This is a genomic window from Streptomyces sp. NPDC057697 (assembly GCF_042799335.1).
Taxonomy (GTDB): domain Bacteria; phylum Actinomycetota; class Actinomycetes; order Streptomycetales; family Streptomycetaceae; genus Streptomyces.
The window spans coordinates 309,240-329,003 of record NZ_JBHVJA010000010.1 but is presented as its reverse complement, the minus strand read 5'-3'; the positions used below and the strand labels follow the sequence as shown (position 1 = coordinate 329,003).

General features: G+C 71.8%; 16 protein-coding genes. 4 read left to right on the top strand and 12 right to left on the bottom strand.

Annotated features, from left to right (window positions below; genetic code table 11):
* Positions 1 to 141: 141 nt before the first annotated feature.
* Positions 142 to 4,428: a hypothetical protein gene (locus ACFVFH_RS25540; RefSeq protein WP_383772670.1), complete on the top strand. Its 4,287-nt coding sequence runs from the start codon at positions 142 to 144 to the stop codon at positions 4,426 to 4,428.
* A gap of 339 nt (positions 4,429 to 4,767) precedes the next feature.
* Here the strand turns inward: ACFVFH_RS25540 and ACFVFH_RS25535 are convergent, their stop codons facing one another.
* Genes ACFVFH_RS25535 through ACFVFH_RS25525 form a run of 3 tightly spaced genes read right to left on the bottom strand, consistent with a single transcriptional unit; the run spans position 4,768 to position 6,132 of the window.
* On the bottom strand, positions 4,768 to 5,055 hold the full coding sequence (locus ACFVFH_RS25535; RefSeq protein ID WP_383772668.1) for a DUF397 domain-containing protein: 288 nt from the start codon (positions 5,053 to 5,055) through the stop codon (positions 4,768 to 4,770).
* The gene (locus ACFVFH_RS25530; RefSeq protein ID WP_383772666.1) at positions 5,048 to 5,239 is read right to left on the bottom strand and encodes a DUF397 domain-containing protein; all 192 of its coding nucleotides are present in this window, start codon (positions 5,237 to 5,239) and stop codon (positions 5,048 to 5,050) included. Before ACFVFH_RS25530 ends, ACFVFH_RS25535 begins: the two co-directional genes overlap by 8 nt.
* 11 nt (positions 5,240 to 5,250) lie before the next feature.
* Entirely contained in the window at positions 5,251 to 6,132 is an 882-nt protein-coding gene (locus ACFVFH_RS25525) for a helix-turn-helix domain-containing protein (RefSeq protein ID WP_383772664.1), read from the bottom strand.
* 168 nt (positions 6,133 to 6,300) lie between these two features.
* Between ACFVFH_RS25525 and ACFVFH_RS25520 the strand changes: the two genes are divergently transcribed.
* Together ACFVFH_RS25520 and ACFVFH_RS25515 are read left to right on the top strand one after the other, a co-directional pair.
* On the top strand, positions 6,301 to 6,735 hold the full coding sequence (locus tag ACFVFH_RS25520) for an ATP-binding protein (protein ID WP_383772662.1): 435 nt from the start codon (positions 6,301 to 6,303) through the stop codon (positions 6,733 to 6,735).
* Between the two features lie 75 nt (positions 6,736 to 6,810).
* On the top strand, positions 6,811 to 8,262 hold the full coding sequence (locus tag ACFVFH_RS25515; RefSeq protein ID WP_383772660.1) for an endonuclease/exonuclease/phosphatase family protein: 1,452 nt from the start codon (positions 6,811 to 6,813) through the stop codon (positions 8,260 to 8,262).
* A gap of 70 nt (positions 8,263 to 8,332) precedes the next feature.
* On the opposite strand, the gene ACFVFH_RS25510 is transcribed toward ACFVFH_RS25515, so the two are convergent.
* Positions 8,333 to 8,779, bottom strand: coding sequence for a hypothetical protein (locus tag ACFVFH_RS25510; protein ID WP_383772658.1), 447 nt, complete (start codon positions 8,777 to 8,779; stop codon positions 8,333 to 8,335).
* A gap of 149 nt (positions 8,780 to 8,928) precedes the next feature.
* Positions 8,929 to 11,091, bottom strand: coding sequence for a polymorphic toxin-type HINT domain-containing protein (locus tag ACFVFH_RS25505; RefSeq protein WP_383772656.1), 2,163 nt, complete (start codon positions 11,089 to 11,091; stop codon positions 8,929 to 8,931).
* A gap of 193 nt (positions 11,092 to 11,284) precedes the next feature.
* Here ACFVFH_RS25505 and ACFVFH_RS25500 point away from each other — a divergent pair, with 193 nt between their 5' ends.
* The gene (locus ACFVFH_RS25500; protein ID WP_383772654.1) at positions 11,285 to 11,875 is read left to right on the top strand and encodes a TetR/AcrR family transcriptional regulator; all 591 of its coding nucleotides are present in this window, start codon (positions 11,285 to 11,287) and stop codon (positions 11,873 to 11,875) included.
* Between the two features lie 44 nt (positions 11,876 to 11,919).
* Here ACFVFH_RS25500 and ACFVFH_RS25495 read toward each other — a convergent pair whose 3' ends face one another.
* The 7 genes from ACFVFH_RS25495 to ACFVFH_RS25465 form a co-directional block, all read right to left on the bottom strand.
* Positions 11,920 to 13,143 carry a DUF4185 domain-containing protein gene (locus tag ACFVFH_RS25495; protein WP_383772652.1) on the bottom strand — a complete coding sequence of 408 codons (1,224 nt, stop codon included), beginning with the start codon at positions 13,141 to 13,143 and terminating at the stop codon, positions 11,920 to 11,922.
* A gap of 63 nt (positions 13,144 to 13,206) precedes the next feature.
* Positions 13,207 to 14,199, bottom strand: coding sequence for an alpha/beta hydrolase (locus tag ACFVFH_RS25490; protein WP_383772735.1), 993 nt, complete (start codon positions 14,197 to 14,199; stop codon positions 13,207 to 13,209).
* A gap of 59 nt (positions 14,200 to 14,258) precedes the next feature.
* A complete protein-coding gene (locus ACFVFH_RS25485; protein WP_383772733.1) occupies positions 14,259 to 15,245 on the bottom strand; it encodes a hypothetical protein in 987 nt (328 codons plus the stop codon).
* A 58-nt stretch (positions 15,246 to 15,303) separates the two neighbouring features.
* Positions 15,304 to 16,383 (bottom strand): LGFP repeat-containing protein, encoded by a 1,080-nt coding sequence (locus tag ACFVFH_RS25480; RefSeq protein WP_383772650.1) that lies wholly within the window; start codon positions 16,381 to 16,383, stop codon positions 15,304 to 15,306.
* 1 nt (position 16,384) lies between these two features.
* Positions 16,385 to 16,858, bottom strand: a complete 474-nt coding sequence (locus tag ACFVFH_RS25475; RefSeq protein ID WP_383772648.1) for an RICIN domain-containing protein — start codon at positions 16,856 to 16,858, stop codon at positions 16,385 to 16,387.
* Between the two features lie 113 nt (positions 16,859 to 16,971).
* On the bottom strand, positions 16,972 to 18,501 hold the full coding sequence (locus ACFVFH_RS25470) for a protein kinase (RefSeq protein WP_383772646.1): 1,530 nt from the start codon (positions 18,499 to 18,501) through the stop codon (positions 16,972 to 16,974).
* A gap of 45 nt (positions 18,502 to 18,546) precedes the next feature.
* Complete coding sequence (locus tag ACFVFH_RS25465) at positions 18,547 to 19,380, bottom strand: serine/threonine protein kinase (RefSeq protein ID WP_383772731.1); 834 nt, start codon at positions 19,378 to 19,380, stop codon at positions 18,547 to 18,549.
* Positions 19,381 to 19,764: the final 384 nt, after the last annotated feature.

Here is a 19,764-nt window from a genome sequence, read left to right as displayed (position 1 = left end):
CTCCGGCAACTGGCCGGTCGGCAGGGCCCGGTCGACACCTCGTCGATACCCGGTCGGAGAAGGTACGGCCACGACGAGCCGGTCCACAACCAGTCGGTCCACTACCAGTCGGTCCACTACGAGCCGGTCGACGACCGGTCGGTGGGCAAGGGATGCATCAACGACGGATACAGCAACAACGAATGCACCAGCGACGGATGCACCAGCGACGGATGCATCAACGACGGGCACATCAACGACGGACACGTCGGCGACGGATCGGTCGGCGACTGGTCGCTGGGCGACGAGCGCTCGTTGTCAGTGCCGGATGCCAGACTCGTACGCATGACCAGCAACACCGCAACTCCCGTTCCGCTCCCGGCCAATCACCGCACCTCCGAGACCTACGCCGACTGGGCGCGCGCCCGGGTGCCCGGTGCGGAGGCCGGGGCGCGTGAGGTGCTGGAGCGAGTGGGCAGTGACCGGTACAGAGCCTGGGAGAAGCCCGGACGGTTCGTGGACGGGGCGGAGCGTCTGGCCCGGGGCCTGCCGACCGACCATCTGCCCTGGTTCTGGGACACCATCGGGCACTGGATGCTGGAGACGCACCGCCGTTCCGCCGCCCGCGCGTACGCGAACGCGCGCGCCGCGGAGCGTGTCCACGGGCTGCCCGTCGACCCCCGCTGGCGGTGGGCGAACCTCCTGTTGTTCGCCCGGTTCGGCGCGCTTCCCGCCGCCGAGCTCGGCGGCGCCCCCGCCTGGCTGGCCGAGGTGTACGAACCGGGCGACGCGCACCGCGAGTTCGTGCGGCTGCTGGCCGTCTGGGCCGCGTCGCCGGGTGAGCTCCCGGCCGATCTGGCCCGCCGGGTGCGGGACTCCGCGCGCACGGCCGGTCTCGGCAGCGACGAGGAGGCGCGGGTGCTGGGCGAGGTGCTCGCGTCGGCCCGCGGAAAGGCCGTGCCCGACCGGCTGCTCGACGCGGCTCTCGGCCCGCTCGCCGCTCACCCCCCGGCCGACGACCGCGCCGCCGCTCTGCTCGACCTGTTCCCCGAGTCGAAGAGCGACGCGGCCGCCTGGCTGCGGCTACTGATCGGCTGCGGGGCCGCCGACGCCGCGGCGGCCGGCCGGATCACCCCGGAGGGCGGCCTCGGCGAGTGGCTGCGGCGGTACGCCACCCGGTACTCCCACCGCAGGTCGGGCGGCGGGGTGTGCCGCCAGGCCATGCCCGCCGAACTGTTCGACCTGGTGGCCCGGTTCGCGCCGCTGCTGAAGGAGGACGGCACCCCGGTCCGGCTCCACGAGGACCGCTACCAGTGGCCGCACCTGGACGCCGACCTGCTCGACGCCTGCCTCGCCGAGGGGATCCCCGTCCACGACCCGGGCCCCACCATCTCCCTGGAGTTCTGGGAGAAGGACGCGCGGCGCGACCTCAGGGCCCTTGCCGCCGACCCCGTGTTCGGCTCCCGGCTCGAAGGCACGGTGCACGCCGGTCTTCGGTCCCGGGGCGGCTCCGCCATCAGCCGCCTCCCGCACAACCCGGGCATCGCGGCCGAGGTGCACGGACGGATCGAGAAGCTGCTCGACAGCCTGCGCGGCGGCGGGCTCGCCGCCGCCGACGAGGCCGTCGAGGAGCTGCACGGCCTCCTCGACCGGCCCACCGCCGTCGCCCTGGACGGCATCGAGGAGGCCCTAGACGCGCTGGACCTCACCGGCCCGCTGGCCCGCGCCCTGCGGGCGGGCCTGCCCGAGGAGCTGGGCTGGCCCGCCCTGGAGGAGGCCCTCGCCCAGTTCCGGCCGGACGAGACGGTGTACACCACCTGCACCTGGCCGGTGCTCACGGTGTACGGGGAGAGCCGCGCGTTCGCCGTCGACCACGCGGGTCGGCGCGGCGAACACACCCTGGAGCTGCCGGAAGGCGCGGGCCACGTCACGGTGCACTGGGTCGGCGGCCAGTTCCTCGTCGCCTGGACGGGCTCGGGCGACGAGAACGGCACCAGTACGGCGTACTGGTCCGCCGCCCCCGCCGACACCTTCGAACCGGAGCAGTCCTACGGGCTGCGCCCCTACGGCGGCAGCATCCAGGGCGGCCTCGGCTACCAGTTCCAGACCCCGGACGGCGGCGGCCGGTTCGACGGCGAGAACATCCTGCGCCCCGGCGACACCACGGGCATCGGCCACCGCGACTACCAGATGTACGACGGCCGGGACTTCTGGAGCACCGCGGTGTTCAGCGAGGACCACGGCGGGGGCTGGTCGCGCCTGGACCCCGCCACCGGCACGCCCACCGCCGACCGCACCCTGCCGGACTTCCACGCGCCCGACACCTTCCCGGAAGGCATCAGGCCCTTCCCCGACCACCGCATCCTCGCCGAACTGCCGCCCGGCGCACCGCCGTCCCCGCTCGGCCAGGACGGCAGGCTCACCGGCTGCCGGGTCGGCCACCGCACCCCGTACGCCGGTCCCTCGCCCCGCGCGTTCGTGCTGGAGTCCGCCGACGGGCGCACCGCGTCGTACGAGACCACCGTCTGGGGCCGTCGCCCGTGGGGCGTCCTCGCCCTGCCGTCCGGCGGAGAGGACGCCGTCGTGGTCGGCAGCACCACCGTCCGCTGCCATGCCGCCGAGGACAACTCGCTGCTCTGGCAGGTCCGGGGCTTCGCCGGCGGCCACCGCCGCGGACCGGTCCGGGCCACCCTCGGCGAGCGGGCGGGGACCGTGCCGCCGCCCGCCTTCTGGCACTTCCTCACCCCGCGCGACGCCGACTCCTCCCGCGCGCTGCGCACGGTGACCGACGAGGCCGTACGCGAGCTGCTGCGGTCCGGTGCCGAGGAAGCGCCGCCCGGGGTGCGCGACCCCCGGATCAGGGAGGGCGTCGCCCACGCCGTGCGACTCGCCGCCGATGTGCTGCGCCGCCGCCGGGAGCTGTCGCACCGGGTGGCCGTCATGCGTTCCGGACCGGTCGTCGAGCTGCCCGACCCGGTGCCCGACACCCGGCTCGTCCCCGCCCTGCACGGCCTGCTGGCCCGGCTGCGGGCATACGAGGAACGGTCGCCGCAGCCGCAACCGGCCCTGCTCACCGCGGTCGCCGCCGACGGACGGTATCTGCGCGGCGAGATCGACGACGAGGTACGGGCACTGGCCCCGCCCGCCCCACCTGCCGAGTGGGCGGTGCTGACCGGCCGCATCGACGCCGTGGCCTGGCGGGCCGTCGTCGCCGCCACCCCGGACGGGCAGCGGCAGGCGCTGGCCGCGCTGCTCGACGTGTGGAGCCGCCAGCCGTTCGCGGAAGCGGGCACCGCCTGGCGCACCGGCCGTGCCCCCGAGCCCCGGGTGGCGGAGCTCCGCGCATCCGGGGTGCCGGTGGCCTCCGGCCCGGTCCGCGGCGATCTCGTCCCCTTCCTCCAGCGGGCCGCCGACCCGGAGCCCGCCGGGGCCGAGGAGAGCGGGACCCGTGTCGTCGCGGGCGACGACACCACGCGACTGCCCCGCCTGCTCGCCCTGCTCGCCGCACACGGCCCGCTGCCGGTGCCCGACGAGGCCGTCGACCTGTTCCGGTGGCGGACGGGGGTGCCGCGCGCGATCGCCGCCCTGGTCCTCGACGGTTTCGCCGGCAGCGACGACTACGCCGCGCATCTGAAGCTGTGCCGGGCCAAGCCCTACAAGGCCGACCGGTCCACGGTGTACGCGTACGACGAGATGAGGACGCGCCTCGGTCTCGACGGCCGACACGCCGTGCTCGCCGCCGCCGTGCCCGCCGATCCGGCGGAGCTCCGGGCCCCCGGGGGCATGACCGCCGCCGCGGCCCGGATGGCCGCCGCCTGGTCCGAACGGCTCCCGGTCACCCCGTACGCCGACGACGGCAGCCATGCCGCCGCGCTGGCCAAGGACCACGGACTGCCCGCGAGCTGGGCCACCGCCCTGCTCACCGGCGACCTGCCGGAACCACCCCTGGACGCCGAGGGGACCCGGGCCGCCGTCACCGCCCTCACCTGGGCCTTCACCGAGCGCCCGGTGGGCGACCCGGCCATGGAGGGGGCCCGTCTGCTGCTCGGCCGGCTCACGGACATACCCTCCGGCCACCTCACCGCCCTGCGCGCCCTCGCGGACCGCTCGGCGACCACCCCGGTCCCGCCGGGCCAGTACGAGTCCCACCCGCTCTTCAGCGCCCCGGCCCTGGTGGACGAGGTGGCGGCTTCCCTGGGCGTCGGCCGTGACGCGGCGGCTCTCCACCTCCAGCTGCACACCTTCGACCGCCCGGCCGACCGCACCGTCCGCCGCTGGAACACCTGGACCCTCGACCACCACCGTGCCGTCCGCAAGGAGCTCACCGCCGCGAAGGCCCCACGCCCGGTGCCACCGGCCCCGACAGCCGTGGCCGCCGCCGTCCCACCGCCCGCGCACGAACGATTCGCCCGCGCCTGGGCGGAGGCCGGCTCACGGCCCCGTTCATGAGGGGGGCCGGCGGCAGCCTGGCCAGACCGTTTCGGGCAGTCGCTCCGGAAAGGCCGCTCCGGAGCGGTCGCTCTGGGCAGGTCGCTTCGGGGAGGTCGCTCTGGCCGGATCGCTGTGGGCAGGTTGCTTCGGGAAGGCCGCTCCGGAGCGGTCGCTCTGGGCAGGTCGCCTCGGGAAGGCCGCTCCGGGCAGGTCGCCGGCAGGGCTCGACTGGAATGTGACCGTCGGACCGGTCCTGTTCCTCTTCGCGCCCTTCGCGCCCTTCGCGCTCTTCTTCCCCTTCGTCCTCTTCGCTCGCTTGCGGGGCGAAGAGGACGTATCCGCCGACAGACCGGGCGACTACAGCCGCGTCCGTGCTCCTGCGGGGCGGCAGACCTGGTCGGCGACCGCCGCCTCGCCGTCGAGTTCGGCGAAGTGGTCGAACTCGCCCGCCATGACGCCCTTGACGAAGGCATCCCATTTCGTCCGGGTGGTCGTGACGATGTTGAGGGGGTCGCCGGTCTCGCGGAGGTAGACGAAGTCGTCCGGCCCGAAGGCCACCTCGATCCAGGGGCCGGGGTCATCCGGGTCTTCGGAGGCCGCGCGGATCCAGGTCAGGTCGGCGGGGATGCCGGGGGTGTCAGTCACGGGTGCCATGCTCCTTGAGGGTGCGGACGAGGGCGGCCCAGGCGGTGGGGGTGGTCCGGAGCGTCGCTCCGGTGGGGTCGCCGGATTCGGTGAGGCCGACTGCGCCGGGGGCGAGAACGGCCACGTGTATGCAGGAGTTGCCCTGGGCACAGTAGGACGACTTCTGCCAGACGGGAGGGGGCATCTCGGATCCCTTCACAGGTCACGGACGACGGTGTGGATGAAGTCCCTGGAGCGGTCGTGGTCCAGCGCGGTCGCCTCCATGCGGTCGAGCAGCGCGCGGTACTTCTCCAACTGGGCCTCGGCGTCGAGGAAGACGGGGCCGTGGGACTGGTCCAGATTCACGGTGTCGAGCTGCGGCACCGGCCCCTGGAAGTAGTAGATCGACTGGCCGGACCCGGCGAGGGCCCCTGCGGAGAAGGGGATCACCTGAAGCGTGATGTGATCCCGTTCGCCCATGTCGAGGAGGTGCTGGAGCTGCTTGCGCGTCACCTCCGGGCCGCCGAACCGCATGCGCAGCGCGGCCTCGTGGATGACGGCCCGATGCGGTGTGGGTGACTCCCGGAAGAGGACGGCCTGTCGCTTGACGCGGAAGGAGACGCGGTGCTCGATGTCGGGAGGTGACAGCGCCGGCGCGTCCTGGCGGAAGACCTCGCGCGCGTACTCCGCGGTCTGGAGGAGACCGGGGACGTGGACGGTCACGGCCGTCCGCAGCCGGCGGGCGTGGTGCTCGATCTCCGCCAGGTCGAGGAGGGGAGAGGGAAGGATCTCCCGGTACTCCTGCCACCATCCGCGGGTGCGGTCATTGGTCATGTGCCCGAGTGCGGCGACGATGTCCTTGTCGGCGCACTCGTAGTGGCAGGCCAGGGCGCGCACGCGTTCCGGGCTCACACCGATGCGCCCCGCCTCCATGTTGCTGATCTGGTTCTGCTTGATGCCCAGGAGTTGACCGGCCTGGGTGGCGGTGAGGCCCGCGCGCTCGCGGAGTTTGCGCAGCTCGGTGCCAAAGCGGAGCTGGCGACCCGTCGGGTTGGTTCTCACGGGCTTGCTCGCCTCCTTGAGCGGCTCGTCACCCATAAGGGTGTCAATTTATGGATTCGCCGGGATTCGGTTAACGCGTTAACCACGAATCGCTACCTTGGATCTCAGGCCACCCGCCCGGAAGTACCCCGCTCGACGGAGCGGCCTCGTCACCGGGCACCTGGAAATCCGCGACCCAACTTCCTCCCGTGAACGGAGACTTCCATGGTCGGTTCCACGGTATCCCCGCCCTGGACATACACCCTCCAACTCCCGCAGGATCCCCGCGCCCCCGGCGTCGCCCGCGCCACCCTCCGCAACGCCCTGCGTGTGCACGGCATGCCCGAACTCGTCGAGATCGCGGAGCTGTTGGCCAGCGAGCTGGTCACCAATGCCTACCTGCACTCCTCGGGGCCGTACTCCCTGCGCCTGCGCGACGCCGGGCGCAGCCGTGTCCGGCTGAGCGTCCGGGACACCGATCCGCGCATCCCCGCGCCGTTCCGATGGGGCGCCCCGACCCCGGAGGAACTGGCCGAGCGGGGACGGGGGCTGTATCTCGTCACGCTGTACGCGGAGTGCTGGGGCGGGTACCCGGTGCGGGGCGGGCTGCCGGAGCAGGGCGGGAAGGTGCTGTGGGCGGAGTGCGCGGCGAAGGCGTGAGGGCGGGCGGCCGGCGGGGTGGCGTGGCATGATCCCGGATCGTTCGTAAGTGAATGACCTGGGAGGCGGGGAGAGTTGTTCCGCAGAGTAATGAGCTGGGTCGCCGCGTTCGCGGCGATATGGGGTGTGGCGCTGATATTCGCGCCCGTGGCGTCCGCCGCGGACACCGGGGCGATCGCCAAGTCCGCCGGCCAGAAGTGGGCCCTGAGGTCGGAGGCCACCGGCAAGTACGTCTCCACCGAGATCAAGGACGGCGACAACCAGTGGGCCAAGCTGCGCGCGCGGAGCGACGCGGTCGGTGCCTGGGAGCGGTTCACGCTGCACACCGATGACGAGGGCAGGACCGTCAGCCTGAGGTTCGAGGCCAGCGGGTACTTCGCCAGCGCCGAGATCGAGGACGGCGGGGCCCATGACGGAATGCTGCGGGCTCGCGGCGCGAAGATCGGTGGCTGGGAGCGGTTCGTCCTCGCGTCGCTGGGGGACGGGAAGTACGCGCTGAAGGGGCAGAGCGAGGGCCTTTACGTCTCCGCGGAGAAGAACGCCACCGGCAACGACTACGGCCTTCTGCGGGCCCGTGCCGGTTCCGTGGGTTCGTGGGAGCGGTTCACCCTGGTCAAGGCCGGTGCGGCCGGGATCCCGGAGGGCACCACCGACGCGGGGAGCGCGGTGCCGCCTCTCGCGGGCCCGGCCGCCGCGACCACGGCGCGGATCATGTCCTGGAACGTCTGCGGCAACATCAACACGGTGAGTCCGTGCAACGGCGGCAAGCCGATCGGCAAGGACGCCCTCGCCGCGGGCCTCAAGGAGCGCCTGGCCAAGGCCGCGTCCTACCCGGACGTGATCTTCCTCCAGGAGATCTGCGAGAAGCACGCCAAGCCGGTGGAACTGGCGCTGGAAGAGGGCCCCTACCAGTGGGACGTACGCTTCGCACCGATCAACTACGACGTCGACGGGACCGGACTGAAGGCGCAGAAGGAATGCATGGACGCCGACGGGTACGACCGGGGAGCGTACGGCGTCGCCATCGCGGTTCCCGATGAGAACGCCTGGTACCAGGCGTACGAGCTGCCGTCGCCGGCCACCTATGTGAACAAGGACGGGGTGACCCGCAAGGCCGAGCAGCGTACGGCGGTCTGCGCCACCGTTCCGTCCCAGGCGGCCATGTACTGCGCCGCGCACTTCAGCACCGGGGGCAAGGGCTGGGACGACCCCGAGCGCACCTGGCAGAAGAAGCAGGCGGCGACGCTCATGGAGAAGGCCGACCAGCGCGGCTACCGGCCGGTCTTCGGTGGCGACCTGAACGTGAGCCCGCCCGCCCGGAACCTCGACGTACTGACGACGATGTACGACCGGTACCAGGAGTGCGCGGAGAAGAACGGGGTCTACGACGGGCCCAACACCAAGGACGGCGAGAAGATCGATTACATCTTCAGTCCCTACTCGTTCAGCGCGTGCTCGGTGACGGCTTACGTCGGGCTGTCCGACCACTACTCCATCCACGGGTCGGTGCCGCTGCCTGCCAAGTGACCGGACCGGGTCTCGATCGGACGGGTTCGGGCCTCCCGGGCCCGTCCGGAAGATCCTCGGAGTGGCGGAGCTACATCGAACCGGCGGAGAACGTCACGATGGGGCCGTCTTCGGATTCGATGACTCGAACGTCGAAAGTCCGGTCAGGGAATTCGGCATGCAATGCGGCTCTCCAGGTTTTTGCGATGCAGGTGGCAGTGAACTCCAGTGCCTTCGAATCTCCACTTGTTTCATCTGATTCGACCAGCTGCCAGACGCGCAACTGATTGAGTGTTGCCTCAATTCTTCGGGTGTCGCCCGACAGCTCTTCGCGCCAGAGTTCGAAGTTCGCTTCGTCGTATGCTCGATCCCAGAGTACGCAGCCATCCGCCTCGACAAATCTGGGCCAGAAGATTCTGGAGAGTGCTACCAGTGCTGCCAGGTCGCTGTTGTATGCGATGTAATCCAGGTAATCGACATCTCCTCCCCACTCGTCGGCCCAGGATTTAATTGTGGAATATTCCATCGGGTCATCCACGGGTAACCCCCTTCTGTCGCTTCCGAAAAGGCTTCTGGGTCCGTGCTGCTTGTGGATTGGGGGGCGAGAGTCCGCGAGGACCGCGAAATCTCTCCGCCCGCCGTGGTGCCGGCCGGAGGTCTCGTATTCGCTCCGCCGATGATCTCCGTCTATCGGCAGCCGCACAGTTCCTCTTCCGGGCGCAAGGGGCGCGGTAGTTTTGCCCAGCTGTAGAAGACCTGCCCCGTCTTCGGGTTGACGTGCTTGACCATGTCAAGGATGTGTGGGGCCGGAATTCCGGCGTGCGGGGCAGAGCTCGGGTCGAGGTCCGCGCGTTGGGTGAGCACCCCATTCTTGTCGTACCTTGCGTACGCGGTAACTGTCCCGTCCGCCTTCTGGCGGAACAGTATTTCACCGGGGTCGGCGTTCTTGGGGAAACGGCCGCTCACCTGCCGCGCACCGGAGAGGCTGACTCCGCCGGTACTGCAATTGTGCACGAGTACCGGAACGGTCCCCGCCAGCACGTAGTACGTGTGCAGGCCGCCGACCGTCAGGTCGTGCGTGCGCTGTCGGCCCCGTTGGTCGTCGACTTCCGTCACCCGGAGCGGGGCTCCCGTGGGGCTGCGGACCTCGTCGCCGACGTGGATGTCCGCGGCGTCGGTCCAGCGCTTGGTGTTGGTGAGCCAGAAGGGGTGGTTGTCGGTCGCCGTGAGGGTGGCCGGGCCCCCGGCGGTGGCGACGGTGAGGCGGGTGAAGTCCTTGTCGTCGTCGGTGGTGATGGTGCCGGTGACCGGGCGGGCGGCGGTGAGGCTGCGGGCGGGGTCGGTGGCGGTCACCCGGTCGCCGGTGCGGATGTCCTCGATGGGGCGGTGCGTGCCGTCGGCGAGGAGGACCTGCGTACCGGCGGGGAAGCTGTGGGGCTTGGCGCAGTCCGCGATGCGTCGTTGTCCGTTCACCCGGTCGACCAGTGCCTTGACCTCCACCGCCGCCAGGGCGCTGGCCTCGACGAGGGTGCTGGCGCGCAGGGGGATGCTGTAGTGGACGACCCGGCCGCCCGCGGCGCGTGACTGGGCCTCGGCCCTGCTCTTGTAGCGGGCGGCCACCGAGCGGTAGACGGAGCCGGCGCCGGGGTTGGAGCACCTCAGGGTGCCGGCGGCGTTGGTGCCGGTGAGGCGGAAGGTGCTGCGGGGGCTGGTGCATTTGCCGGCGGACTCTCCGCCGATGGAGAAGGTGGCGGTCAGGACGGCGGAGACCTGCCCCTTGCTGACGCGTTCGTCCCGGGCCTTGGAGGTGACCTCGCCGGTGAACTTCTGGGTGACGGAGCAGCCCGACGCGCTGCAGTTCATGTCGCCCGAGCCGTCGATGGTGAAGTTGATGCCCCGGTCGCCCGCGTTCTTGAGCTGCTTGGTGTAGTCGAGCAGGGTGTCGAACATCGCGTCGACGGCGTCGCCCAGGGCCGGTGCGATGTCCATGCCCTCGGGGCTGCCGACGGTGAGCGGTCCGCGCGTCACCTCGGGGATGGTCTCCGGTGCCTCCCCGTCCTTGAGGCGCTCGGTGAACTCGTGGAAGTCGTAGGGCTCCAGGCGGAGCACCCGGTGGGGCTTCTGCCGGGTGACCAGCAGCCGTCCGGCCGAGGTGTCGAGGGCGAGGGCGGGCTTCCCGTGCACGGTGCGGGGCTTCTCGTCCGTGCGCTCCGCCGTGGGCGGGGCCTTCTCCAGGGCGTCGAGGGCCTGGGTGAGGACCTCTGCCAGCTGGGGCGGGGGCAGGGTCCGGCGTAGTGCCTCCTGTACGAGAGAGTCCTTGTCCTGGTGGTCGGCCATCCACTTGCCGGGCTTGCCCGGCTCGGCGCCCGACGGCGGTGCGGGGTCCTGGGACCACCGCATGAAGGTCTTGCCGTCGACGTTCAACAGGCCCTGCTCCAGCCGTTTCCCGCCGGAAGAGGTGGTGCCGTACTTGCTGCCGCCCGCGGTGGTCGTGATCTGGTTCTCGGTGACGCCGAAGGCGGACGTGTCCTGGTACGTCAGTCCCTGGGCCGCGCCGAGCTCCTCGACCGCCTGCCGGAACGGCTGGAGGTTCCGCTTCGCCACCGCCTTGCCGTCGTCGGACCCGAGCGTGCCGGACACCGTCAGCAGCGTTCCGGCCACCAGCGCCAGGACCAGGACCCCGACCCCGCCGAAGAGCAACAGGCGCCCGCGGTCCGAGAGGCGCTGCCACCACGGCGCCACGGCGCCGGGCGGCGGCACCGGCATCGGTGGCGGCGGATACGCGGGTGGCGGGGGCGGTGCGGGCGGCCCGGCCGGCGGACGGCCCTGGAAGTCACTCGGTTCGGTCATGCCGTCTCCCTCGACGACTCGGTGCGCACGGCCACGGCGCCGGTGCCTGACACGGGATCAGTCTGGGCGCCGCGGACCAGAAGTAGAGCGGATTTCTAGAAAAAATTCCAGAAGACAGGGCCTGCGCCTACACTGGCGACGGAGAGGGCCCCGACGTCCTCCGTGTTCAGACCACACCGAGGACGTCCGCTCGATGAGCCCGAAGCAACAGCGCGGGGAAGCCACCGCCGAGCAGGTCCTGGATTCCGCACTGGGTATCTACGCCGCCTCCGGCGAGGCGGGCCTCACCGTCGGCGCGATCACCAGGGCGAGCGGCGTCAGCGCCGGAAGCGTCTACCACCACTTCGGCAGCCTCCAGGGTGTGCACAACGCCCTCGCCCTGCGCTGCCTGGGCAGACTCCTGGACGAACTCGTCGCGGAGCTGCGCCGTACCGCGGACGCCCGTTCCGGGGTCGACGCCGTCGTCCGGACGTATCTGGCCTTCGTACGGGCCCGCCCGGACGAGGCCCGGCTCCTGCACTCGGCCACCGCCGACCACGAGTCCATGGCCCAGGCCGGACCGATCCGCGACTCCCAGGAGGCGCGGCTGACCCCCCTCGCGCTCTGGGTGCGGGGGTACCGCGAGGCCGGCGAGATCGCCCCGCTCCCCGAGCCCGTGATCGAGGCGCTGGTCCTCGGCCCCGTCACCGCCGTGGCCCGGCGGTGGCTGGCCGCCGGGGACGTGGACATGGAGGAGGCCGCCCGGACCCTGTCCGACCGCATCTGGCGCGCGATCAGCCCCTGACCGGACGGCCGGGGCCATGACCGCGACGGGGCCGGCGGCGGACATCAGGGCTGGATGCCGTCGTACTGGAGGACGCGGTACGGCGTCCTGCCCTGGTTGACCGACTGCCACTGCGAGGCGATCAGGGTCAGGGAGGTGGCGCTCGCGCTGCCGGGGTGGATGTATCCGCCGTACAGGAACGGGAGCTGGGGCCTGCCCCAGTGGTGCGGCGGCAGCCCGTCGCCGACGATCTGGGGCTTGGGAGCGGTCCAGACGGCATCCGGGCGGGACGCGGTGCGGGTGCAGATCGCGTAGTCGTCCACGTCGAAGTAGCTCATGCAGTACGTGCTGCCGATCCGCTTGACGGAGAACTCCCCGATCCTGTTCCCGGAGAGCATGACCGACGGCGCCGCCGCCCGCGTCCACTGCCAACGGCCGTCCAGATAGGCCCAGTTCTCCTGCGCCCCGAAGTTCCCGGCGCGGAACTCGTCCGGCTGGATGCGGAACAGCTGGATCGCGCCGCCGTCGGCGGTGTTGGAGTGGGTGCCGTTCCAGCGCTTGGAGAAGATGTACAGCCAGCCGTCGGGATCGATGCCCGCGAACGACCACATCCCGTACATGGACTGGTTCGTGCCCTGGGTGTCGCCCGCCCAGTGGTACGGGTAGTCCTGCCAGGTCACCCCGTAGTCGTCCGAGTACGCGACCCCCGACATCAGTGAACCGTCGTACCCGGCCGGGATGTTCTCCCACAGGGCCACCGAGGTGTACTGGATGTACGTGCGGCCGCCGAACTCGATGCAGTCGTTGGGGATGCGGGAGATCTCGAAGCCGTGCCCGTTGTCCGCCCGGTGCGCGTAGTCGAAGCACTGGCGGGCCGCGCCCCCGGTGGGCAGCGCCCAGGTGAACGAGATCGGGGTGGCGCCGGAGGCGTCGAAGCCCGCCTGGTTCAGGATCACCGGCGACCCCAGATAGGGATCGGCCTGGGCGATGCCGCCGAACGCGTCGCCGAACACATAGCCCCAGGTGTTGTCGTGTTCCCGGTGGTACGGGATCGCGAGGTCACCGGAGCCGAGCCCCTGCGCGCTCGCCGAGTCGCCGGGCTGCTCGCACAGCGGGGCGCCGCTCTGGAGCAGCCGGGCGGCCGGGCGCCCCGGGGCGGACCGGTCGCGGGCGGTGGCCACGCCGGGGGCGGCGCCCAGCAGCCCGGCGCCCAGGGCGAAGCCCATGCCCGCCTTGAGCGCCGACCGGCGGGTGGCGGCCGGGCGCTCCGGCCGTGAAGGGGTGGACATGGGCGGTTCCTCCGTGGGTCGGGGAGAGCGGGCGGGGCGGCGAGGGACGGGAGCGGCCCCGGGTCACGCCTTGCGGAGCCGGGCGATGATTCCGTCGAGGTCGCGCTGGAAGAGGTCGGGGCGCACGAAGTGCCCGCCGGGCACCTCGTGCCACTCGTGCGGGATGCCCGCCTTGCCGAGCAGGTCCCGGAACTCGCGCTGGCCCGCGAGCACCTGTGTCTCGTTGACGGTGTCGAACCAGTTGACCGGGTCGGGGCTCGTGCCGGCGACCAGGTAGACCCGCTTGTTCCGGTAGCTCTCGATGCGTTCGACGGGGTTGTCGGCGCTGACCCGGGCCTCGTCCCACAGCGGCGCCCCGTAGACCGTGCCGCCGCCCAGGTCCAGGGCCGCGGAGGAGGCGTTGGCCCAGTGCGCGACCAGTCCGAAGTCGCGGCGCAGGCTGGCCGGGCCGGAGTGGGCGCTCACCGAGGCGAAGTGCCCGTAGTACTTCGCCGCGTACTTCAGCGCGCCGAAGCCCCCCATCGAGAACCCGGCGACCGCGCGGCCGTCGTACTCGGCGAAGGTGCGGAAGTTCGCGTCGATCCACGGCACCAGCTGGGCGATGTGGAAGGTCTCCCAGTTCCGGGCGCCGGTGTTGGAGCTGACCGGGTTGGAGTACCAGCCCGCGTGACCGCCGTCGGGCATCACGACGATCACCGGCTTGCCCGCGGTCCAGGCGCGGATGCCCAGGCGGTCGAAGGTGATGAAGTCCTGGTCCGTGCCCCCGCCGTGGAAGACGTAGAGGACCGGGTAGGTGCGGCCGCTGGTGTGGTAGCCGTCGGGGAGCAGCACGTTGACACCGGGGTTCCAGCCGATCGCGTCGGTCTGGAACCGGTAGTACCACATGCGGGGGTCGCTCTCGTTGCGGTCCACGATGCGCAGCCCGAAGCCGTCACCGGCCGCGCTCGCCGCCGTGGCCGAGGCGAGAACGCCCCCGGCGCCGAGCGCCAGGGCGGCGGAGAGGCCGCCCGCGGTCTTCAGGACGTTCCTGCGGGTGGGGTGGTGGTGCTCGCTCAACGCGTTCTCCTGGTGGTCGTTGGTGAGGAAGGGGGCGGACGGGAGTTTCGACGGAGGCACTAGTCGTCGGTGATCCAGGTGCCGCGGTCGGGGTTCCAGTGGATGGTGGCGTTCTGGAATTTCTGGGCTTTGCCGCCGTCGGTTTCGTCGGTTTCGTCGGTGAGGGGGTAGCCGAGTGCGGTTTCGTGTCCGGCGGTGTGGAAGGCGTCGTAGATGGCGCCGTGGATGGTGTGGGTTCCGGTTCGGGGGGACCAGAGGAAGAGGCCGTGTTCGAAGTACTGGTAGCGGCCTCGGGTTCCGTCGGGTGCGGTCGCGGCGTCGGCTTCCTCGGTGGTGGGGAAGCCCCAGTGGCGTTCGGCGTCGGTGTCCCAGAACTTGGTGAGGATGTCGCCGTAGATCGCGTGGGCCTCGTCCGGGTGCCAGAGGATGATCCCGTTCTGGAACTGCTGGAAGCGCCCGCCGAGCGAGGAGTCGCGTTCACCCGTGATCGGCCGGCCCAGCGGTCCGCCCGGTCCGCCCGTGCTGTCGTACTTCGCGGCGATGGTGCCGTACGGGATCAGGTCGTCCAGGTTGTTGTACCGGCGGGGCGCGAAGCCCCTGAGCCCGTCGCCCCACACCCGCTCCTCGGCGACGTGCCCGAAGTCGTACTCCTCGCGCACCACCGGCCGGGTGTGGGCCGGATCCGCCCAGCGGAGGAAGAGCGCCACGTGGTCCGTGCCGCCCGAGTCGCGCAGCAGGGCGTCGCCGGGCTGGAGGTCGCCCGCGGGGATGTCGAAGGTGACGTCCCACAGGCCCCAGGTCGTCAGGGACGTACCGAGGTTCCAGGCCATCGACACATAGCCCGAGCAGTCCGGCCGGTAGCAGCCGAACCGGTTCTCGTGGCAGCCGCTCTGGCTGTACGGCACCCGCTCGGCGATCCACGACCACGCGCGGTCCATCGCCTCGCCGCGCCCGATCGGGCCGCCCGGCTCCGAGGCGCTCGCCGCCGGTGCCGTGGTGAATGTGATGGCCAGGGCCGTCAGGGCCAGGGCCAGCGCTCCGATCATGTGCCGGAGGCGCAGAAGGATCAGCGGTCTCATGGCTGTCTCCCGGTCGGTCGTCCGGTCAGTTGTCGGTGATCCAGGTGCCGCGGTCGGGGTTCCAGTGGATGGTGGCGTTCTGGAATTTCTGGGCTTTGCCGCCGCCGGTTTCGTCGGTTTCGTCGGTGAGGGGGTAGCCGAGTGCGGTTTCGTGTCCGGCGGTGTGGAAGGCGTCGTAGATGGCGCCGTGGATGGTGTGGGTTCCGGTTCGGGGGGACCAGAGGAAGAGGCCGTGTTCGAAGTACTGGTAGCGGCCTCGGGTTCCGTCGGGTGCGGTCGCGGCGTCGGCTTCCTCGGTGGTGGGGAAGCCCCAGTGGCGTTCGGCGTCGGTGTCCCAGAACTTGGTGAGGATGTCGCCGTAGATCGCGTGGGCCTCGTCCGGGTGCCAGAGGATGATCCCGTTCCGGAAGAGCTGGAAGCGCCCGCCGAGCGAGGAGTTCTCCTCGGCGCGGAGCGGCGGGCCGAGCGGGCCGCCGGGGCCGCCCAGGGCGGCGTACTTCGTGCCGATCGTGCCGTACGGCTGGAACGCCTCGGCCATCAGCTCCCGGGCGTAGCCCTCCGCCTGGGGGTAGCGCTCCGGGTACGCGGAGCGCTGGACGGCCTGGGCCAGCTCGCCCGCGGTGTCCCAGTCGGGCTCCATCTGCTGGGCCACCTCGAAGAACTTGTTCGCCGCGAAGTCGACATCGAGGCACTGGGCGGGTTCGCACCAGCCCATCGAGGGCCGCTGCTGGAAGACACCGAGCGAATCCCGGTCCCCGCACGCCAGGTTGTTCATACGGGACTCGACCCAGCCCGTCTCGAAGCCGGCGAGCATCACCTTGTCGGACACGCCCCGGCGCTGCCCGACCTCGTAGACCTTGCGGGTCACGGCGATGTCCCGGTCCGCCGGAATGTCGCAGAGCAGGGTGGCCGGGGCGGAGTTGCCGAGCGGGCCCGGCACATCGCCCGGGTCCCGGGCGAAGGCCGGGTCGCCGGAGCCGGTCACGGCCACGACGGCCAGCAAGGCCGCCGCTCCCCACATCGCGCGTCGCCGTCCGGCCGGGCCGCGTGCCAGGCCGCTCCTCGGGGGAGCCGGGGCGACGGCGGCGTTCGTGGTGGCGGCCATGTCAGAACCAGCTCTGGTACGGGGTGTCGTTGCAGGGCCAGGTGCGGAAGCCCAGGGAGCTGTCGTCGATGCACCGCAGGGTCGCCTGGTTCTGGAAGCGGACCGTGCCGTCGTCCCAGACCTTGACCCACCAGCTCTGCTCCGGGCCGGAGCCGCACGTACCGACGGTACGGAACCCGTTGTCGCTGTCCTCGACGCAGCGGTTCGTGTTGACGTTGCGCAACTGGCGCGTTCCGTCGCCCCAGACCTTCACGTCCCACAGCTGCGGACTGCTTCCGTTGCAGCTCCAGGTGCGGAAGCCGGCGTCGGTGTCGTCCATGCAACGGCCCGTGGCCTGGTTGCGGAAGCTCTGGGTGGCATCGGCGGCCCGCGCTGCGGACGCGGCGCCGTTCTCGGCGGCCAGGGCGCCGGGCGGCGCGGCCAGGGAGGCGAGGACGAAGACCCCGCCGAGCAGGAGCGAGCGCGTGCCGCGCATGGGCTGTTCCCTCTTCCTTGCGGTGGCTGAGGGTCCGCAAGCTAGCCGCCGGGCCGCCCGGCCGGACATCCGGAACGATCCGGAGTGACAGCCCGCGGCGCGAACGCCCACACTCATCGGACGGGTTCGGGGCGCGGGCAGTCGGGAACCCGGGGGTGGTCCGCCGTACGCACGGCGGGCAGCCAGGCCGAGGCGCGGGAGGAGCCGGCCGGCAGCCGCACCCGGTACCACTGGGTGGAGCTGGCGTCCGACTCGTCGATGATGGGCACGCCCTTGGGGAGACGGCAGTAGACGGCGAGGACGTCGCCGTGCCACACCCGCGTCGGTACGACGTTGTCGATGGTGTACGGCAGGAGGGGGTCGATCGCCAGGCCGAGACTGCACTGCGGGGTGCGGTCCGTACGGTCCCGGCAGTCGTCGTCGGCGTTGAACACCCGGAGCCTGCCCGGTGGTTCGTCCTTCGCCCCGGACGCCCCGCCGATGTGCGACCAGACCGTGGCGGCCACCGCGCACACCACGACGGCCGGCAGGAGGACCCGGGCCACCCACCGTCGGCGCACCGGGCGGGGCGGCGGCTGCCGCGCGGTGATGCGCGCCAGCAGGCTCTCGGCGCTGTGCGCGGCACGGTCGGCGTGGCTCGGGGCCAGGCAGTCGGCGGCCAGGGCACGCCAGAACGGCGGCACCGCGCTGTCCAGCCGCAGCGGCGCGCGCCCCTCGGCGTACTCCTGTACCGCCGCGCCGCGCGACACCGGGGTCGCACCGGGGAACGGCGAGGCGCCGGACGCGAACGCCTCGTGGATCACGATGCCCAGGGCCCAGACGTCGGCGCTGGGCCGGACCTCCACGCCGCGCTCGCCGAGTGGGGCCTGCCAGCGCTCGGGCGGGAGGTAGTCCAGGGTGCCCATCGGCGGCGCGTACCCGTGGGTGCCGTCGGCGCCGGTCAGTTCGGTGGCGAGCCCGAAGTCCGAGAGCTTCGGCGCACCGTCGGCCATCAGCAGGATGTTCTCCGGCTTGAGGTCGCCGTGCACCCAGCCGCTGCCGTGCAGATGGGCCAGGCCCTCGCAGATCCCGGCGAACAGCCGGGGCATGTCCGCAGGCGCGGCTCCGGCGTCGAACAGGTCCCGCAGGCTGCGCGCCGCCCGCTCCATCACCAGCACGATCGCGCCGTCCAGGAACGCCCGGTCCGGATCGCTGACCACGACGGAGTCCAGCAGACGGATCAGCCGCGGATGTCCGGCCCGGCGGGCCAGTTCGACCTCGCGCCGGGCGGTCTCGGCGACCTTGCGGGCCTGACGCGGTGCGAGCCCGGCGGTCGGCAGGAACTTGAGCGCGACCTCCGCCGGGCCTTCGGCCGGGCTGGTGTGCGGATGGTCCGCCGCCGGGTCCTTGGCCGGGCTGTTGCGTGGATGGTCCGCCGCCGGGTCCTTGGCCGGGCTGTTGCGTGGACGGTCCGTCGTCGGGCCTTCGGCCGGGCTGGTGCGCGAATGGTTCTCCGCCGTCGGGTCCTCGGCCGGGCGGCCCGCGTAGACCGTTGCCCAGCCACCGGACGCGATCGGCTCGATGACCTCCCAGCCGCCGACCCGGTAGCCGCGCGGGAGCAGTTCCGTACGGTCACTTCCTGAGGTGTCGCTCCTGCCACGCACCGTCTCCCCCTCCGGTGGGCCCGCCGCGCTCCGGGGGCCCGGGTCTCAACTGCTCGTCTCCCGTTCCCGGATGCGCACCGTCGTCCGGGGCGGCAGCAGAGCCAGGTGTTCCTCCCGTACGAGGCCGAAGCGCAGCGCGATCCCGACGAGGGCCTCCCGCTTCCCGTTGCGGCGCGCCCCACCGGATCCGTGCTCGGCCGGAGTGCTGATCCGCATCTTCTCCTCGGCGAGGTAGTCGATGTGCGAGCTGACCGCCCGCGCCGTCAGCCCGCCGCAGGCCGGGTGCCACTTGAGCCGTTCGACGATCTGCGGGGTGGTCGGTACGGCGACCGGCGACTCGTCGCGCAGCCGTGGTTCGCAGAGCGCGACCAGGACCAGGAAGTAGAGGGCCGTCTCGTCCAGCGAGTACGCCGTGACGGTGCGGCTGCCCCACTGGCCCGCCATGCCGTCGGGGTCCAGATAGACGTGGTCGGGGGCGAAGACCTGGAAGGAGACGGTGGTGTCGCGGCGGGTGGGCAGCACGACCCGGGAGAACTCGAACGGGATGGGGGCGCCGGCCCGCCGGGGCGGGACCCGCAGATACTCTCCCGCGCCCTCGGGGTTCTCCACCAGATAGCTCTGGGTCGCGCTGTGGTTGCTGAGCTGCCAGTGGTCGTCGGTCACCCGGATCTCGCCGGCCAGCCGGGAGATGGCCTCGTCGTCGAGGCGCAGTTCGACCGGGGTCGTCGCCGAGCCGCGTCCGAAACGCGCCACTTCTCCCGGGCCGAGCCGCAATGTGACCGAACTGTCGTACGGCACCCCGTCGCCGTCACCGATTCTTCGCGTACCCCGCGGCGGACAGACCGCGTCCCGCGGCAGATAGACCACGATCCCGCTCAGTGCCCCCACCTCGCCCCCGTGCCGGTGACATCGACATCGGTCGAACGGTACCCATCCCGGACAGCGGTCCCGGTCCGGATTCTGGTCGTTTTCGGGCTGTCCTCAGGCCGTCCGCCAGGGCGCGGTGCCGTCCGGAAGAGGGGGTGGGACGACAGGGCCGGTGCCGGGGGCGCGTTTTCGGGCACTCCGGTGAACTGGCTCGATCTCGCGCATCCGGGGAAGGGGCGCTCCGGCTCTTTCACGCCACGCGTACGCCCTGCGGGCGCCGCATGCGTACGCCCCGCGCGGCGCTCAGACGGCCGGGGCACGTGCGCCGAGGGCCCGGATCACATGGATCCGGGCCCTCGGCGTGGGGTGCGGGGCGTACGGCGGAGGGGAGGGGCG

Coding starts and splice junctions, on each gene's coding strand:
- ACFVFH_RS25530 (WP_383772666.1), bottom strand. CDS start 5,239: ATGCCCCCTCCCGTCTGGCAGAAGTCGTCCTACTGTGCCCAGGGCAAC.
- ACFVFH_RS25525 (WP_383772664.1), bottom strand. CDS start 6,132: ATGGGTGACGAGCCGCTCAAGGAGGCGAGCAAGCCCGTGAGAACCAAC.
- ACFVFH_RS25520 (WP_383772662.1), top strand. CDS start 6,301: ATGGTCGGTTCCACGGTATCCCCGCCCTGGACATACACCCTCCAACTC.
- ACFVFH_RS25505 (WP_383772656.1), bottom strand. CDS start 11,091: ATGACCGAACCGAGTGACTTCCAGGGCCGTCCGCCGGCCGGGCCGCCC.
- ACFVFH_RS25500 (WP_383772654.1), top strand. CDS start 11,285: ATGAGCCCGAAGCAACAGCGCGGGGAAGCCACCGCCGAGCAGGTCCTG.
- ACFVFH_RS25495 (WP_383772652.1), bottom strand. CDS start 13,143: ATGTCCACCCCTTCACGGCCGGAGCGCCCGGCCGCCACCCGCCGGTCG.
- ACFVFH_RS25485 (WP_383772733.1), bottom strand. CDS start 15,245: ATGATCGGAGCGCTGGCCCTGGCCCTGACGGCCCTGGCCATCACATTC.
- ACFVFH_RS25480 (WP_383772650.1), bottom strand. CDS start 16,383: ATGGCCGCCACCACGAACGCCGCCGTCGCCCCGGCTCCCCCGAGGAGC.
- ACFVFH_RS25475 (WP_383772648.1), bottom strand. CDS start 16,858: ATGCGCGGCACGCGCTCGCTCCTGCTCGGCGGGGTCTTCGTCCTCGCC.